This is a genomic window from Streptomyces yerevanensis, assembly GCF_000716805.1.
In the GTDB taxonomy this organism is placed as follows: domain Bacteria; phylum Actinomycetota; class Actinomycetes; order Streptomycetales; family Streptomycetaceae; genus Streptomyces; species Streptomyces flaveus.
On the sequence record NZ_JNWJ01000031.1, the window covers coordinates 36875 to 52936 of the forward strand.

Consider the following 16062-nt stretch of genomic DNA (forward strand, 5'->3'; position numbering starts at 1 on the left):
GTGCCGGCCGCCGCCGTCCTCCCGCTTCCGCTCTCTTCCACAGGAGTCCACGCATGACCGACCTGTCCATGCCGCCCACGGTGTCCGCCGCCGGACTGACCCTCCGCTACGGCAGCACAGCCGCCCTCGACGACGTGTCGCTGCGGCTCGGCGCGGGCGTCACCGGGCTCCTCGGGCCCAACGGAGCGGGGAAGACCACCCTGCTGCGGGTGCTGGCCACCGCCGTGCCCGCCGACCGGGGTGCCTTCACGGTGCTCGGGCACGACCCGAGCACGACGGCCGGGCGGCAGAACGTGCGGCGCGCGCTGGGCTATCTCCCGCAGACGCCCGGCTTCCACCCGGACTTCACGGCCTTCGCGTTCGTCGACTACGTGGCGATCCTGAAGGAGATGACCGACCGTGCGGCACGGCACCGTGAGGTGCGGCGCGTGCTCGACGAGGTCGACCTCGGGGACGTACGCGGCAAGCGCATCCGCAGGCTGTCCGGCGGGATGCGGCAGCGGGTCGCGCTGGCGGCCGCGCTCGTCGGAGACCCCGGCTTCCTCGTCCTTGACGAGCCGACGGTCGGGCTCGACCCCGAACAGCGCATGCGGTTCCGGGAGTTGATCGCGTCGGCGGGCGAGGGGCGTACGGTCCTGCTCTCCACGCACCAGACCGAGGACGTGGCCATGCTCTGCCACCGCGTGATCGTCATGGCCGGCGGCCGCGTCCGCTTCGAGGGGACACCGGCCGAGCTGACCGCGCGGGCGGACGGGCGAGTGTGGAGCAGTACGGAACGGGACCCGGGCGCGAGAGCCGGCTGGCGTACGGGCACGGGGTCCTTCCGCAACCTCGGGCATCCACCGGAGGGCGCCACCCTCGTCGAACCCACCTTGGAGGACGGCTACTTGCTCACCCTCGACGCCTCGGACGCCGCCTCGGCCTCATCCTCGGAGGTGACCGCGTGAGTACGCTGACCGAGGCCCGTCCCACGTCCGTCGTCGCCGCGCCCGAACCCCGGCGCTGGGCCGCCGTGTTCGCCCTCGCCCGCTTCGAGGCACGCGAACTGCTGGCGCAGATACCGGTGTTGCTCTCCATCCTCCTGTACGTCGGCTACCTGGGCTGGCAGGTGTGGACGTCCGACCGCGAGGGCATGAACGACTTCCCCGTGCTCCAGGACGCCGACCGCGCCACCCAGATGCCCCCGATGCTCATCGCGTTCGCCATGCTCATCAGCGTCAACCGGGCCGTGCTGCGCTCCCGTCGGCGTGACACCGACCGGCACTTCGACGTACTGGTCATGGAGCCGTGGCGGCGCACGATGGCGCACGCCCTGTCGGTCGTGCCGTTCGCCGTCGCCGTCGCGCTGGCCGTGGCCGGACAGTTCACCTGGCAGGCGCTGAAGCCGGGCGCGGTCGGGCACGGTTCGTACGCCGAACTGGCCGTGGCCCCGCTGTCGGTGCTGCTCCTGGGTGTCCTCGGCGTCCTGCTCGCCCGGCTGATCCCGTCCTCCTTCGTCGTGCCGCTCCTGGCACTCGGCGGCTATGTCGGCACCATGCTGCTGATCGCGGGCCTGGACGACCCGCGCTGGCTTCGCTGGGCGTGGCCGGTCGCCTCCGACTACCAGGCCGAGCCGCTGCCCTCCGACCTGCTCGGCCGTCCCGCCGCCTGGCACGTGCTGTATCTGGTGGGGCTGACCGTGCTGCTGCTCTGCCTCGCGATCCTGGTCGGCGGGGGCCGGGCACGGCTGGTCAAGGCGATCGCCGTCGGCTCGGCCGCGCTGACCCTGACGGGCGCGGTGGCCCAGACCGCGGGTGACTCGCCCGCGCTGACCGCGGCCCGGGTGCGGGCCTCGGTGACCCCCGAGAAGGACCAGACGTGCATACGGCACGACCGGTCGACGTACTGCGCGTTCCCCGAGTGGACCGGGCGCACCGAGGACTGGGCCGGCACCGTCCGGCGCGTGCAGTCCCTCGCCGGCGGCGCCGCCGGGGGGACCCCGCTCACGGTCCGCCAGCGCGTCGAGGCCCGCGACTACGGCCTCGGCCAGGCCTCGACGTTCGACCCCTCCCGTACGCCGGGGGAGGTCACCGTAGGCACACGCTGGGGCGGCAACCGGATCCCCGAGTTCGCCGTCGGTGTCGCCTCCGTGCTGGTCGCGGGCGACGAGGAGGCGGCCGGGCAGCTCTGCGACGCCCGGACGGTCGTGGTGATGTGGCTGGCCCTCGGCTCCGCACCCGACCCGATGACGTCGTTGAGGAACGTCCGCCTGGACGACAACGTCTCCGGTTCCTCGATCGTTCTCGCTCCGACGCATCCGCTCTCCATGTCCGCCCAAGAGACCGACGTTGTACGGGAGATGCTCGAGCGCCCGCGCTACAGCATCACGGCGAAAGTGAAGGCCCACTGGACGGAGCTGACGTCACCGAAGACGTCCACGGCGCGGGCGGCCGAGCTGCTGGACGTGCCGGTGCCGCAGGACAAGGAGAAGGAGGAGGACGAGTGCGGGGCGTGACGGCGGGCGCCGGTGGGACCCAGGGGCACGGGAGCGGCTGGCCGATGCGGGGCGGCACGCCCGTGAGCCGGCCGGCGCCGGGCCGCGAGCCCCGCCCCCGGCCCGCTCCCTCCACGGCCGGCATCATCCGCGCCCTGGTCCTGCCCGTGGCCCGCACCCTCCCCTGGCTGCCGCTCGCCGCGGGCGGCACCGTGGGGCTGCTGCTCGTCGGCGTGCCGCGGCTGGTGTCGGGGGAGACCCCGGAGGAGATCGCCCTTCTGCTGCTGCGGGGTGCCGTGCTCGCCTTCGGGCTCGGCCTTGCGTTCCTGATGGACGACCCGGCCCGGCACACCACCGCGGGGGTGCCGGTCCGGCGGGCGGTGCGGGCGGGGCTGCGGGTGGCTCTCGTCGCTCCGGTCGCCGTCGGCTGGTGGACGGCCGCGCTGCTCCTCGTACCGGCGGAGGTGCGGCCGCCCGTGGGGGACATGACCTTGGAGGCCGCCGCCACCGCCGTGCTCGCGCTCCTCGCGGGCGCCGCCGCCGTGCGGCTGCGGGACGAGCCCGAGCCGGGGCAGGCCGCGGCGGCCGCGCTCCTGCTCACGGGACTGGTCGCACCCCTGCTGATGCCCGACCGCTGGACCCTCTTCGTCCAGCCGCACGCCGACCGCTGGGACGAGGCCCACCGGTCGTGGGCGTGGCTCCTGACCGGCGCCGCGCTCGTCTGGGCCGCCTGCCTGCTGGAACCCGTACGGCGGCGCCGGGTCCGGGCGGTCTTCACGGCCCGTCACTGACGCCTGCCCTTGGCGTCCGCCGTCTCTGAAGCTCAGCCCCGAGAGGCCGCGCTCACGACTCCGTGCGGTACATCAGGTCCGCCTCGTACGTCACGAACCCCAGTCGCTCGTACACCGTCACTGCCGCCGTGTTGTCCGCGTCGACGTACAGCATCGCCGTGGGCAGGGCCTGCGCCGCCAGGTGACGGAGGCCGATCGTGGTGAGGGCCTTGCCGAGGCCCCCGCCCTGGGCGCCCGGGCGTACGCCGAGGACGTACACCTCGCCCAGGCCCTCCTCCGCGTGGACCTTCGTCCAGTGGAAACCGATCAGCTCGTCGCCGCGGAAGGCGAGGAAGAAGCCGGACGGGTCGAACCAGGGCTGGGCCTTGCGGTCGTCGAGGTCGCGCCCGGTGAGGGAGCCCTGTTCGGGGTGGTGGGCGAAGGCTTCGGCGTTCACGGTGAGCCAGGCCGCGTCGTCCGCGCCGGGGACGAAGGTGCGTACCGTCACGCCCTCGGGGAGCTTCGGCTCGGGCAGGTGGAAGTCGGTCAACGGGCGCCGCATCTGGCGCAGTTCGCGGAACAGGGTGAGGCCGAGGACCTGGGCGAGGTGGCGTGCGGCGGAGTGGCCGCCGTGGGCCCAGACCCGCAGCCGCTTGCCGGACTCCGCGAGCAGCGCGCTGCCGAGCGCCCGCCCGTGCCCGCGCCCGCGATGCGCCGGATGGACGACCAGCTCGGCGGCCGGGGCCTCGACGGGGTCTGTGTCCTCGAGCTGCGCGTATCCGACGAGCTGCCCCTGGACCGTCAGCAGCAGATGCCGTACGCCCACCCGCGGGCCTCCGGTCAACTGCAGCCGCCCCTGCTCGGACACCGCCTGCTGACTGTCGGTCCGGGCGGCCTCCGCGAGGAGCGCGAGCACCGCGTCGGTCTGCTCGGGCGTCAGCTCGGAGAGGGTGTCCAGGGTCCGGGTGGGGACGGGTGGGGCGGTGTCGTCGCTGGTCATGAGTACGAGGGTAAGGGGCCCCGGCCCTACTGGATATGCGGTTCGAAAGCTGCGGGTTCGTTGTGGCTTGTCGCGCCCCGCGGCGGAGCCGCAGATGTCACAGCCCCGCGCCCCTAAGGGGCCTGCGGCCTCCTTAGGGGCGCGGCAACTGCACCGGAGGAACGATGGCGCGGCAACTTGCCCCCTTCATGTCGAAATGCTCCCGATGGCAACCAGTCCGTAACCCTGAACCCCTGTTCGCGCTACGCGCGTTGACTCTAGGCTGCGCCGGGACGGGGCCCAGATCTCAGCCGACCCACAGGGGGGCACATGTCAGTCAAACCCCAGCCGCACCGCTCCAGACGTCGGACCCAGCGCATCCTCGCGGCCGCTGCCGGTCTTGCCACCGTCGGCGCCCTGGCCGCCGCGATCCCCGCGACAGCGGGCGAGACGAAGAGCGAGAAGCCCGGCGGCTACAACAAGCCGAGCCGCTACCAGGACGTACAGCTGCTCTCCTTCAACGACCTGCACGGCAACCTGGAGCCGCCGTCCGGTTCCTCCGGCCGTGTCACCAAGGTGCACGAGGACGGTCACACCGAGACCATCAACGCGGGCGGTGTCGAGTACCTCGCGACGCATCTGCGTGAGGCCCGCAAGAGCAACAAGTACTCCATCACCGCGGCCGGCGGCGACATGGTCGGTGCCTCCCCGCTGATCTCCGGGCTCTTCCACGACGAGCCCACCATCGAGGCGCTGAACAAGCTCGACCTCGATGTGACGAGTGTCGGCAACCACGAGTTCGACGAGGGCGCCAGGGAACTGGCCCGTATGCAGAAGGGCGGCTGTCACCCCACCGACGGCTGCTACGTCAAGGGCGAGAAGTTCGGGGGCGCCGACTTCCCCTACCTCGCCGCCAACGTCCTCGACGAGAAGACCAAGAAGCCGATCCTCAAGCCCTACTGGGTGTGGAAGCAGAACGGCGTCAAGGTCGGCTTCATCGGCGTGACCCTGGAGGACACCCCGGGCATCGTCTCCGCGGAGGGCGTCAAGGGCCTGAAGTTCAAGGACGAGGTCGAGACGATCAACAAGTACGCCAAGCTGCTGGAGAAGCAGGGCGTCAAGTCGGTCGTCGCGCTGATCCACGAGGGCGGCTTCCCGGCCTCCACGGCGTACAACTACGACTGCGACTCCCCGGGCGCCGGCGACGGCATCTCCGGCCCGATCGTGGACATCGCCAAGAACATCACGCCGAAGGTCGACGCCCTGGTCACCGGCCACACGCACACCGCGTACGCCTGCACGATCAACGACCCGTCGGGCAAGCCGCGTATGGTCACCTCGGCCGCGTCCTTCGGCCGGCTCTACACCGACACGACGCTGACGTACGACCGCTGGACCGGCGACATCGCGCGTACGGCCGTCGACTCGGCGAACCACGTGGTCACCCGGGATGTCCCGAAGGCCACGGACATGACCGAGCTGATCAAGAAGTGGAACACCCTCGCGGCGCCGATCGGCAACCGCGCCATCGGCCACATCTCCGCCGACATCGCCCCCACCGGTACCGAGTCCCCGCTCGGCGACCTGATCGCGGACGCGCAGCTCGCGCACGGCAAGGAGCTCGACCCCGAGACCGATCTCGCGCTGATGAACCCGGGCGGTATCCGTACGGGTCTGACGTACGCGGCGACCGGCGGCGAGGGTGACGGGGTCGTCACGTTCGCCGAGGGCTTCGCGGTGCAGCCGTTCGCCAACACGGTGAACCTGCAGGACTTCACGGGCACCCAGCTGATCAAGGTGCTCCAGGAGCAGGTGACCGGCGCCAACGCGGCCGCACCGAAGATCCTCCAGGTCTCCGACGGTCTGACGTACACCCTGGACCTGACGAAGACCGGCGCGGACCGTGTCGTGGCCGACTCGGTCAAGCTGAACGGCGCCGCCATCGACCCGGCCGCCACCTACCGTGTCGCGACCAACAGCTTCCTCGCGGGCGGCGGCGACGGCTTCACCACGCTGGGCCTGGGCACGAACGACCTGGTCGGCAGCGACGACCTGGCGGCCCTGGAGAAGTACCTCACGGCCAACTCCTCGGCCACGAACCCGATTTCGCCCCCGGCGGCGAACCGGATCACGGTCGTGCAGTGACGACCGTGAGGAATCTCCCTTACTAGCAGTACAGCTTGCGGGTGGGGTCGGTACGCATGGTGAGATGAGCCGATGCGTACCCCCCACCCAATAGAGACGCATCCCGCAGCGACGCCTCCCTATACGAACCCGTACGACGAACTCGGCGCACTCGATGACGGTCCGCTGGATGAGTTCCTCCACGAGGAGCGCGCGGAGCACGACGAGCACGAGGAGCCCCACGAGGCCGGCGAGGAGTGGGCTCCGCCCAACCACCGCCGCCGGGGCACCCGTCGCCGCCGGAATCGCTTCGCCGGTCTGCCCCTTGCCCTGAAGGCGGTGATCGGGCTCGTCGTCCTCGCCGCGTTCCTGACCCTCGCCGACCGCTGGGCCCTCCTCTACGCCGAGCACGCGGCGGCCGACAAGCTCAAGGACCAGCTGGACCTGAGCGCCGCGCCCGAGGTGGAGATCGGCGGCTTCCCCTTCCTCACCCAGCTCGCCGACAGCCGGGTCGACACGGTGAAGGTGACCGTGCCGGACGTGGCGGCGGACCGGGTCTCCCTGGCGAAGGTGTCGGCCACGGCCACGGGCATCCGGATCGAGGGCGGCCCCACCTCCCTACGCGGCGCCACCATCCCCCAGTTGCAGGGCGAGGTGCTGCTCTCCTTCGAGGACCTGAACCGTGAACTCGGCGCCTCCCAGGTCACGTTCACCGGTCACGGCGGCGACGAGATACGGGCGCGCGGCACGCTGCCCGTCGCCGGGCAGAATCTGCGGCTGCGCGCCGACGCGCGGATCCAGCGGGACGGGGACCGCGGGATCTCGACCGAGATCGACGGAATGCGCCTGGACATCGGCGACCTGGCGACCTACCGCCCGGGCTCCCGCCCCTCCGAGGGCCTGCACCTGACCCCCAAGTCGGCCGAGCGTCTGGCCAAGGAGACCAAGAAGGCGAAGGCCCTGCTCTCCGTCCCCGCGATCGTCCAGCGTCTCGGCGTACCGGACGCGGCGGTCCAGGAGGCGCTCCGCGACGACACCAAGCTCGCCGAACTCACCGGTTCCGCGGACTTCGCCCGCGAGGCGATGAACCTCAACCTCATCGACGTCGCGGTGGACAACCCCGCGCTGCTCAAGCGCCTCGGCTTCGACCCGGCGCTCCTCGACGGCCTCACCCAGCTCACCCGCCCGGTCCTGGTCGACCGTCTGTCCCTCGGCTTCCGCCTCCCGAAGCCGAAGGACGGGGACGTACGACTGCAGGACGTACGCGTACAGAAGGACGGGATCCGGGTGCGGGTCACGGGGGAGGGGTTGTCGGTCGGAGGCTAGGCGGACTTGCCGAAGTCCGGTGCAGTATTCGCGCCCCTGTTGAGGGCCGCAGGCCCCTCAACAGGGGCGCGGGGCTGTATCCGATTTGCGGCTCCGCCGCGTGGGCGCGACCAGCCACGACGAACCCGCAGTTTCGAACCGCATCTTCACCACAGCAGCGTGCCTCCGCCCGAGTTCAGGTTGGGCGGAGGCACGCTGCTGTGGTGGCAGCAGGTTGGTTCAGCTAGCGCAGCTGTCAGCGTCCAGGTTCTCCTGGATCTTGTCCTCGCGGCCGTCGGGGGTGCCGTCGGGGAGGAGCTTGTCGGAGATGCCGTCGATGTAGTAGCCGTGGGAGTAGATCTTCTGCCAGGAGGCGTCACGGCCGCGCCAGGTGGTGGTGTTCTCCCAGCTCTCCGACTCGTTCGGGTCGCCGCCCTTGTGCCAGCCGTAGCTGGTGACGTTGAAGACCGGGTTCACGCGCACCACGCGCTGGTACGGCGTCCACGTCGTGGCGACCTGGGCACACGCCGGGATGGACTTCTCGCTGCGGCGCTCGAAGGACGAGCTCTTCTCCCAGCCCCACTCGTAGCTGAAGCTGCTTTCCGCCCCGCCACCGAAGAGGCCCTTGGCGAAGCCGATGCTGATCTTGGCGCCCACGCTCTTCTTGGCGGACGTCTTCGTCGTGTAGTTCCGGACGAAGGTTTCCTTGTCCTCCGACGTGCCGCGGTTGCCGATCCAGTTGGAGGTGCGGATCGTCTCGCCCTTGATGGACCAGGTCGAGGCCTGCGGGTAGGTGCAGTACCCGCTGAAGTACTCCCAGGGAGCGGTGGGGGAGTGACCGAGGCGCTCGGTCTCGGCATACATCTCGTCGTACGTCCGGAACTGCCCGGTCTCGACGTTGAGGGAGCCGTAGACCAGGCCGTTGTCGTCGGCCTCCTGGCTGCAGAGCCGTTCGATCATGAGGTCGGTGTTGCCGGGGTCCACACCACGGATGTTGGACGAGCCGCCCGGGCCGCCCGGGGCCGCGTTGGCGGGCCCGGCGGTGGCCGCGAGGCCGGTCACGGCCAGCGCGGTGGACACCGTGACCAGGGCGCCCCTCTTCAGGACGGACTTGAGTGCGGATTTCACGTGTGTACGCTCCTGCTTGCTCACCGGCACCGGATGACGCCGGTTCTTGCCTTACGTGGTTACGTGGGGGAAAGCAGAGCCCGGCGGCGTCGGAGAGGCTGAGAAGCCGAGAAGAGGTGCGGGGGCCGCCGGTCAACAGTCAGTGAAGCGGACGCAGTTCACGGCGCCATCACGGTTTCATCAGAGATGTCTCAGAAAAACAGGGTCGACTGTGAAGCCGTATGTCTGCGGCTACGGCTGCGTACGTCTGCGGCGGCGTCCTGAGCCCGTGTGGCTTCCCGAAGTCGACTCGGAGACAATGACCTCTTCGCCTCGGAGGGAGGACGTCATGCTCACGTTGGGTGACCTGTGCGCGGAGCCTGACTTCTCGCTGCGTGTCGTCGACGGCAGTCCACCGGCCGCCGACCGGGTCGTCGATGCGGTACGGGTGCTGCCGGGGACCTCGTGGGACCGGGATCCGCTCGGGGACGTGGGCGACGAGCTGGTGGTGATCCGCCCGTTCGGGGACGGGCCCGCCGACCGGCAGTGGGGCAAGGAGGCGGCCGAGCGGCTGGTGCGCGAGCTGGCGCGGCAGCGGGCCACGGCGCTCGTCGTGGCCGTCGGCCGGCACGGGGCCGCGGCCGTTCCGGCGGCGATCCGCGTTTCGGCGGGCAGGCGGAACGTACCGCTGCTGACCACGACCAAGACGCTTCAGGAGTGGAGCGACCTGGCCCCGCGGCTGCGTGAGTACCGCCGCCGGCACGCGGAGTGGCAGGCCGAGCAGCTCGCCGCCCTGCTGAACCGGCTTCCCGACCGGCTCGCCGACGCGGACGTGACGGTGATGCAGCGGGTCGCCGACTGGCTGGCGGCGGCGCTGGAGGCGGAGGTGCTGGTCAGCGATTCGCAGCGGGGTGTACTGGCCGCCTCGCCGGAAACGGCGCCGGGGACGTTCGCGCCGCTGCTCGTCGGCCGGAGTGTGGAGCCGTACGGCGCCCTGTCACCGAACACGAGGTTCGTGCCGCTGGCAGGCGGGGGTTCGGGCACGGTCCTTGCGGTCGCCGCGAGCCGCCCGTTCGACGATGCCGGGACCGATCTGACGCGGCACGCGGCCAAGGTGCTGGGCCTGATCGACCAGGCCGGCCGACGCCACCACCAAGTGGCCCACGCCGAACGGGAGTTGAGGCTGAGCGCCTTCCAGCTCCTCATGATCGGCGAGGAGGCCGCCGCCCAGCGGGTGATGGCTCCGCTCGCTCCCGGGCTGCTGGACATGGAGTCCATACGGGTCTACGTGATCGACTGCGCGGAGGAGGACCGGGAGATCACCGCCCGGCTCGGTGAACGCGCGGTCGCCGACCACGCGTTGCTGGTGCGCTGCCCGGCCTTCAACCATCTGATCGTGGTCGACCCGGCGCGCGACGGCGACCCTGGGAAGTCGTACGAGCCGGGGAACCCGTACGACCCTTCCGACCCTTCCGACACGGCCGAAGCGCTGCGGCGGATCGTCGCCTCGCTGCCCAGTCACCGTATGGGCGGCAGCCGGACGCACGAGCTCGGCGAGGTCGCCGACGCCTACGAGGAGGCCCGTACCGCCCTCGCGGTGGCGGGGCAACTGCCCGACCGGGTCGCGCTCGCCGAGGAGCGGATGCATCTCGTGGACGTCCTGCCCCCGAAGACGGCGCGCCGCTGGGCCGGAACGCTGCTGCACCCCCTGCTGACCCTCCCCATGAGCCGCCGCGACCAACTCCTTCGCACCCTGGACCTGGGCCTGGAACTCCGCCACAAGGCGGCCGGCCGTCTGCTGGGCATCCACCGCAACACGGTGACGCACCGCATCAACACCTGCTTCGACCTGCTCGGCCTCGACCGCGACCGCGTCCTGAACCAGGTGGTGGTCTCGGCGGCCCTCAAGATAGTCATCGCGCACGGCCACGACGACCTGTCGACCGACCCGGAGGCCGACTTCGTGGCGATGGTGTCCGTACCCGAGGTGCGGGCCTGGGCGGAGTCGTTCCTGCGCCCGCTGACGGACGACCCGCGCGACCTTCCGCGCACCCTGCGCGCCTGGCTGGAGAACGACACCCACGTGGAGTCGACGGCCACGGCTCTCGACATGTCCCCGGTGACGGTACGCGCACACCTCCGCACCGCCGCCCCCCTCATCCAACGCGAACTGACCCTGGACCTGGACGCCGACAGCCTCCCGGACACCGACGAACACGTACTGAGCGGCGTACGCCCCCTGGCCTTCGCCCTCCACGCCACCACGGGCCGGCCTCTGCTGCCGAGCCGACCCGTGCACGGCTGACACGTTCGCCCGTCCCGTTGTGCGTGACGGGTGCCTCCGGTGCACCGGTAGGGGAGCTACTCCAGGTAACTGTGCGCACGTGACGTGGTACGGATCGTCGACTGTCCCTAGCGTGAGCGACGTTCGTTCCTCTGCCGGGGGAATCGGGGGAACGCATGTCCGGAGCGGAGTGAGTCACTCCGCTCCGGACATACGGACGATGAGGCGGGCCCGAGGGGGGCCAGGGGGGCGCGGCGGGCGGTCGGTTCGCCGCGTCAGCTAGAACGGCTCCGCCGCCCCCAGGATCCGCGCCGGCAAATACGGCGACGCGACTTTGACGCTCCACCCCCGGCGACGCGCATGGCAGGTCAGGGCCAGGATGTCCAGGTTGATCGCGGCGTCGCAGTCCGTGGCGCGGTCGGCGATGCGGTGGTGGTCGCGGTGGGCTTCGAGGGCGTCCAGAAGGGCCAGGTTGAAGCTTTCCTCGTCGCCCTCGACGAGTTGGGAGAAGAGGACGGCCGGGGGCGGGAGGAAGGTCTGGTTCTTCGCCTTCTCGCAGTCCCGTAGCGCGCGGTCCGTGGCGGGTTCCGGGTCCTCGCCGCGCAGGTAGTCGTGCAGGGCTTCGCGGTACGAGGCGAAGAGGGAACCGTCCTTGCGGGCGCACGTCGGGCCGGCGAGGACCAGCGGTGCCAGGTCCTCGCGGCGGCCCGTGATCAGGGCGAAGTCGACGGCCTTGTGCCAGGAGTCCGGCCCGGCTTCCTCGTCGAGGCCCGCGGGATACCTCACCGTCGTACCGTCGATCGTCACCTCGACGTCGGTGCCGGGTTCCGCGAGCGTCGTACGGAAGAGCGCGGCGCCCAGCTCCGCGGCGAGCCGCAGGTTTCCGAGCTGGAGGTCCGTGACGTCGGCGGAGTGCGAGGCGCGGGTCTTGAAGAGGATCTCCTGGTCGGTCATCGCGTGAGCCAGCTGCCAGACGGCGAGTTGCTCGCCGGGCACCGGCGTGAAGGCCTCCCTGGTGAACCGCTCGAACTGGGCCGCGCTCTCGAGGGTCAGCGGCTGCGGATCCACGGGACGTTCGAACTCGACCACACCGTGGGCCAGTTCGGTGATCGCGTCCGCGCGCCGGTCACGGCCGTACGCACCCACCCTCGGTGGCGCGGTCTCGAAACCGGTGATCAGCGCGTACGGAAGGTAGCCGGTGTCGACGGGGGACGGCCAGCCCTCGCGACGGTACGCCAGTGCTGTGAGCGCGAGGGGGAGCAGCGGCAGCAGGCTGTTCGGACGTGCTCCCGGACCGGGGATGTCGGTCAGGGGGAGCAGCAGCCGCACGACCGCCCTCCCGAACTCGTCCTGGTCGCCGGCGGTCAGCGCGCGCAGCGCGTGCAGGCCGATGCTGTCCGGATGGTCGGTGAGGTTTCCGGCGCTCTCGGCATCGAGGGACCGCACTCGTTCGACGGCCGCGTCGATCGCGGCGAGCTTCTCCTCGCGGGACGGCGGGTGGTTCGCGTCGTCGTCGCCGGTGTCGCCGATGACGTACGCCATGAAGCCGTTGATCAGTTCGGCGTCGGGGTGTCCGGCCCGACCCTTCTGGGGATGTTCGCGGGCGAAGTGGAAGGCCTCGCCGTGCCATTGGGCCTTGTCGGCGAGAACGGCCAGGCAGAAGGCGTCGAGCCACTTGGCAGCGGTGACCGGCTCGGGGCTGCCCTCGGACCCGGCGTCGTAGACCATGCCCCAGTTGACGTAGTTGAGGAAGACCTGGAAGTGGTTGTGCGGGTAGTACGCCGCGTAGGCCACGGCTCCGGCGGCGGCCTCGGCGGCGTCCTGCAACACCGCCTTCGCCTCCGGGGTGTGGAGATCGGGCGTCTCGACGGAGAGCGCACCCAGGTAGTCGACGAACTCCTCGGCCAGCATCCACCACTCGTACGCCGTCACCGGCCCGGCCTTCGACATCGACCGGACCTGCGAGCCGATGCGGTTGGTGAAGTCCTCGCGTACGGCCGAGACCGCCGCCTCACCGACCTTGTGCCGCTCTATTCGCTCCACCTGCACTGCCCGCTCCCCCTGTCCCCCTGTTCAAGATCCGGCCCCAGCCTAGATCGCGTCGGCAGCGGTCTTTGTGGGTGGGGTGGGTGGGCTGTTGCGCGAAGTTGTGACACTTGTATGTGTGAGTGTCACAACTTCGCGCAACAGCCATGTCCCCAACGGACAGTTGATGTACGAAATCGCGGAGGCGACGTACGAGGCTCGCAGGGCCCGTTCCGGGCGGGCAGACCCGGCACCTCCAACCGCCCCAACCGCCTTGTGACGCACGTCACGGGAAGGCGGTGCCTCGTGCCGTACAGCTCATAGAGGTGACCACTCATATGCGAACCCGGGTACGGGCCGGGGATTCGAGCGCTTACGCCGAGCTCTTCGACACGTACTCCCGTGCGGTCTACAACCACGCGTTCCGGCTGACCGCGGACTGGTCGACGGCCGAGGACGTGATGGCCGCGACCTTCATGGAGGCGTGGCGGCTGCGGGACAGAGTCGATCCCGAGGGCGGTTCCCTACGGCCCTGGCTGCTGGGCATCGCCACGAACATGGCGCGCAACCAGTACCGCAGCAACCGGCGCTACCGCCGTGCCGCGAACGCCGCCGCGGCGGCGGAACTCTCCGTGCCCGACCACGCCGAGGAGGTCGCCGACCGCGTCGACGACCGGCACCGCCTCGCCGCCGCCCTCACCGCGCTGGCCGCTCTGCGCAGGCCTGAGCGTGAGGTCATCGCGCTCTGCCTGGGAGAGGGCCTGGACTACGAGGCCGCGGCGGAGGCGCTGGGCATTCCGGTGGGCACCGTCGCCTCCCGGCTCTCCCGCGCCCGCAAGAAGGTACGGGCCATCGCCGAGGCCCAACTGACGTCATACGAAGGAGAGTTGGCCCGCACCGCCCCGGAAGTCGCACTCAAGAAAGTTCGCGGGAATCGGGAAGGACCGCGCCCCGCCCGACAGACAAGAGGCGAACACATGAACGCGATCCGGCCCGCACAGGAAGGAAACCGATGAACGCGAACACGTCCCGGCAGCACCCTGCCGAGTGGGACCAGGAGGCACAGCTCCTGGCCCAGACGGCGCGTGACCTGCCGACGGGCCGCCATGAATTCCAGAGGGAGCGCATGATGGCCCAGATCCACGAGCAGGCCCGGCGGGAAGCGCATACGACGGCGACGGCATCCCCGGAGAAGGCACGGCGATTCCGGCTGCCGCGCCCGGCGGTCACGCTGCCCGCGATGGCGGCCGCCCTGTCCGCGGTGGTCGTCGCCGGGATGGTGACATTCGGCGGTGGCGAAGGGGTGCGGGAGAGCGGAGTCGCCACCGGACCCGCCCTGACCACCGACCTCGGTACCGCGACCACGAAGGGCGTGCCCCAGCTGCTCGACCAGATCTCACTGGCGGCGGCCGAGAGCGACCACCCGACCGTCAAGCCCGGCCAGTACATCTACATCGAGTCCGTGGTGGCCGACACCTTCCTGAAGACCGTCGACGACAAGACCAGCCTGGCCAGCCACGAACTCCACCGCCGCCAGATCTGGAACTCCCCGGACGGCGTCAAGGGCTGGCTGATCGACCCCGCCGTCAACGACAGCCCGGAGGGCGAGACCCTGAGCCTGCCCGACGAGCAGGGCAACACCCCGAAGGCGGATCTGGGCGGCCCGTCGTACGACTACCTGGCCAAGCTGACCACCGACCCCGACGCACTGCTGGCCAAGATCTACAAGGAGACCAAGGGGCAGGGGAACTCCCCCGATCAGCAGGCCTTCGCCACCATCGGTGACCTGCTCGGTGAGAGTTACCCGCCGCCGGAGCTCTACTCGGCGCTGTTCGAGGCCGCCGCCAGGATTCCGGGCGTGGTCGCCGTCGACGACGCGGTGGACGCGGCCGGCCGGCACGGGGTGGCGGTGGCCCGGCTGGACGAGACGAGTGGGCAGCGCGAGGAGTGGATCTTCGACAAGAAGACCCATGTCTACCTTGGCTCGCGCAGTGTCCAGGTGAAGCAGCTCAAGGGAGTGGACGCCCTGATGAAGCCCGGCACGGTGACCTTCACCATGGCCATCAAGAACCGCGCCGTGGTCGACGACATGAAGCAGACACCGTCACAGGCGGGCTGAGACCGGCCCTTCCGGGCCGCGTCAGTCTGCTCCGGTCTGACTCGGTCCGGTTCGGTCCAGTGCGGGCGGCGGTGTCGGGGTGCCGGGTAACCGGACAGTCGCCACCGTGTCGCCGCCCGCGGCCGGGCTCAACGCCACGTCGCCCCTACGCGAACCGGACCGGGATCCCCCGGTGCTACCTCCCGCTCGCTTCCGGCGTTCTCTCACAGGAGTTGGGATCCACCTCGTGGGCCATGATCACGGGTTACTCGCCTCGGCAATCGGTCATCGGGATGCGTGTGCCTCGGCTGGCCGCGATACGGAGTACGTCCCCCAGGGACTCCACCGCCCTCGTGAGCGCGAAGCGCACGGCTCGTTCGCCGGCCTTGGCGTCCACGAGCACCGCTTTGGCTCCTGCGAGTACCTGTTCCCCGGAGTGGAGTTGGGCTGCTTCTACGTCGTCGGCGAGCAGGGAGAGTCGGCTCTCGTCGTTGTCGGTGCTGAGGTAGCAGGGCTTGCCCTCGGGGGTCGTCCAGGGCAGCAGACGGAGGGTCGTCATGCGGGGAGCTCCACTCCGTGGATGTGGCGGGGGCCGACGTCGATGCCCTGTACGGCCAGCCAGAGTGCGCGGCGACGTTGGCGTTGCAATTGCCGTTCGCGACGCCCCTCTAGGGCGAGGAGGTAGGGCCGTACGAGATGGGTGTTGTGCCCGTAGGGCCATACGCCGAGGGGGCGGTGGGGGCAAGGCGGCGGGGGAGTCGCCAACGGCCTTTCCCTGTAGGGCGGTTGGGGCGAGGCCGCTCGGTGGCGGCCTCGTGCGGGCAGTAGTACGCGTAGCAGGGCTCGCAGCAGTGACTCGCAGAGTTCGGCGATACGTGTGCTCATGTCGGCGCTCTT

The 16062-nt window shown here is 70.6% G+C and carries 13 protein-coding genes; 8 read left to right on the forward strand and 5 right to left on the reverse strand.

Going from position 1 to position 16062, the window contains the following annotated elements:
• The first annotated feature begins 68 nt into the window (after positions 1–68).
• The 3 genes from OP79_RS29095 to OP79_RS29105 are packed head-to-tail and all read left to right on the forward strand — an operon-like array spanning position 69 to position 3264.
• A complete protein-coding gene (locus OP79_RS29095) occupies positions 69–947 on the forward strand; it encodes an ABC transporter ATP-binding protein (protein WP_033324440.1) in 879 nt (292 codons plus the stop codon).
• Positions 944–2494, forward strand: coding sequence for a hypothetical protein (locus OP79_RS29100; protein ID WP_033324353.1), 1551 nt, complete (start codon positions 944–946; stop codon positions 2492–2494). Before OP79_RS29095 ends, OP79_RS29100 begins: the two co-directional genes overlap by 4 nt.
• Positions 2482–3264 (forward strand): ABC transporter, encoded by a 783-nt coding sequence (locus OP79_RS29105; RefSeq protein ID WP_245685487.1) that lies wholly within the window; start codon positions 2482–2484, stop codon positions 3262–3264. The genes OP79_RS29100 and OP79_RS29105 overlap by 13 nt, the downstream gene beginning before the upstream one ends.
• 52 nt (positions 3265–3316) lie before the next feature.
• On the opposite strand, the gene mshD is transcribed toward OP79_RS29105, so the two are convergent.
• The gene (gene mshD / locus OP79_RS29110; RefSeq protein WP_033324355.1) at positions 3317–4243 is read right to left on the reverse strand and encodes a mycothiol synthase; all 927 of its coding nucleotides are present in this window, start codon (positions 4241–4243) and stop codon (positions 3317–3319) included.
• A 309-nt stretch (positions 4244–4552) separates the two neighbouring features.
• Between mshD and OP79_RS29115 the strand changes: the two genes are divergently transcribed.
• Positions 4553–6367, forward strand: coding sequence for a bifunctional metallophosphatase/5'-nucleotidase (locus OP79_RS29115; RefSeq protein WP_033324357.1), 1815 nt, complete (start codon positions 4553–4555; stop codon positions 6365–6367).
• A 72-nt stretch (positions 6368–6439) separates the two neighbouring features.
• Positions 6440–7672, forward strand: a complete 1233-nt coding sequence (locus OP79_RS29120; RefSeq protein ID WP_033324358.1) for an LmeA family phospholipid-binding protein — start codon at positions 6440–6442, stop codon at positions 7670–7672.
• Between the two features lie 219 nt (positions 7673–7891).
• Here the strand turns inward: OP79_RS29120 and OP79_RS29125 are convergent, their stop codons facing one another.
• Complete coding sequence (locus OP79_RS29125) at positions 7892–8779, reverse strand: hypothetical protein (protein ID WP_033324360.1); 888 nt, start codon at positions 8777–8779, stop codon at positions 7892–7894.
• Between the two features lie 328 nt (positions 8780–9107).
• Here OP79_RS29125 and OP79_RS29130 point away from each other — a divergent pair, with 328 nt between their 5' ends.
• Positions 9108–11063, forward strand: a complete 1956-nt coding sequence (locus OP79_RS29130; protein WP_033324361.1) for a helix-turn-helix domain-containing protein — start codon at positions 9108–9110, stop codon at positions 11061–11063.
• 258 nt (positions 11064–11321) lie between these two features.
• On the opposite strand, the gene OP79_RS29135 is transcribed toward OP79_RS29130, so the two are convergent.
• On the reverse strand, positions 11322–13091 hold the full coding sequence (locus OP79_RS29135; protein ID WP_342669560.1) for an immunity 49 family protein: 1770 nt from the start codon (positions 13089–13091) through the stop codon (positions 11322–11324).
• Between the two features lie 314 nt (positions 13092–13405).
• On the opposite strand from OP79_RS29135, the gene OP79_RS29140 reads away from it, so the two are divergent.
• A complete protein-coding gene (locus tag OP79_RS29140; RefSeq protein ID WP_033324363.1) occupies positions 13406–14083 on the forward strand; it encodes an RNA polymerase sigma factor in 678 nt (225 codons plus the stop codon).
• The gene (locus OP79_RS29145) at positions 14080–15186 is read left to right on the forward strand and encodes a CU044_5270 family protein (protein ID WP_033324364.1); all 1107 of its coding nucleotides are present in this window, start codon (positions 14080–14082) and stop codon (positions 15184–15186) included. The genes OP79_RS29140 and OP79_RS29145 overlap by 4 nt, the downstream gene beginning before the upstream one ends.
• Before the next feature lie 244 nt (positions 15187–15430).
• Here the strand turns inward: OP79_RS29145 and OP79_RS29150 are convergent, their stop codons facing one another.
• A complete protein-coding gene (locus tag OP79_RS29150) occupies positions 15431–15724 on the reverse strand; it encodes a hypothetical protein (protein WP_033324365.1) in 294 nt (97 codons plus the stop codon).
• Positions 15721–16050 carry a hypothetical protein gene (locus OP79_RS52255; RefSeq protein ID WP_078492072.1) on the reverse strand — a complete coding sequence of 110 codons (330 nt, stop codon included), beginning with the start codon at positions 16048–16050 and terminating at the stop codon, positions 15721–15723. The genes OP79_RS29150 and OP79_RS52255 overlap by 4 nt, the downstream gene beginning before the upstream one ends.
• Positions 16051–16062 lie beyond the last annotated feature (12 nt).

Coding starts and splice junctions, on each gene's coding strand:
- OP79_RS29095 (WP_033324440.1), top strand. CDS start 69: ATGCCGCCCACGGTGTCCGCCGCCGGACTGACCCTCCGCTACGGCAGC.
- mshD (WP_033324355.1), bottom strand. CDS start 4,243: ATGACCAGCGACGACACCGCCCCACCCGTCCCCACCCGGACCCTGGAC.
- OP79_RS29115 (WP_033324357.1), top strand. CDS start 4,553: ATGTCAGTCAAACCCCAGCCGCACCGCTCCAGACGTCGGACCCAGCGC.
- OP79_RS29120 (WP_033324358.1), top strand. CDS start 6,440: ATGCGTACCCCCCACCCAATAGAGACGCATCCCGCAGCGACGCCTCCC.
- OP79_RS29130 (WP_033324361.1), top strand. CDS start 9,108: ATGCTCACGTTGGGTGACCTGTGCGCGGAGCCTGACTTCTCGCTGCGT.
- OP79_RS29140 (WP_033324363.1), top strand. CDS start 13,406: ATGCGAACCCGGGTACGGGCCGGGGATTCGAGCGCTTACGCCGAGCTC.
- OP79_RS29145 (WP_033324364.1), top strand. CDS start 14,080: ATGAACGCGAACACGTCCCGGCAGCACCCTGCCGAGTGGGACCAGGAG.
- OP79_RS29150 (WP_033324365.1), bottom strand. CDS start 15,724: ATGACGACCCTCCGTCTGCTGCCCTGGACGACCCCCGAGGGCAAGCCC.
- OP79_RS52255 (WP_078492072.1), bottom strand. CDS start 16,050: ATGAGCACACGTATCGCCGAACTCTGCGAGTCACTGCTGCGAGCCCTG.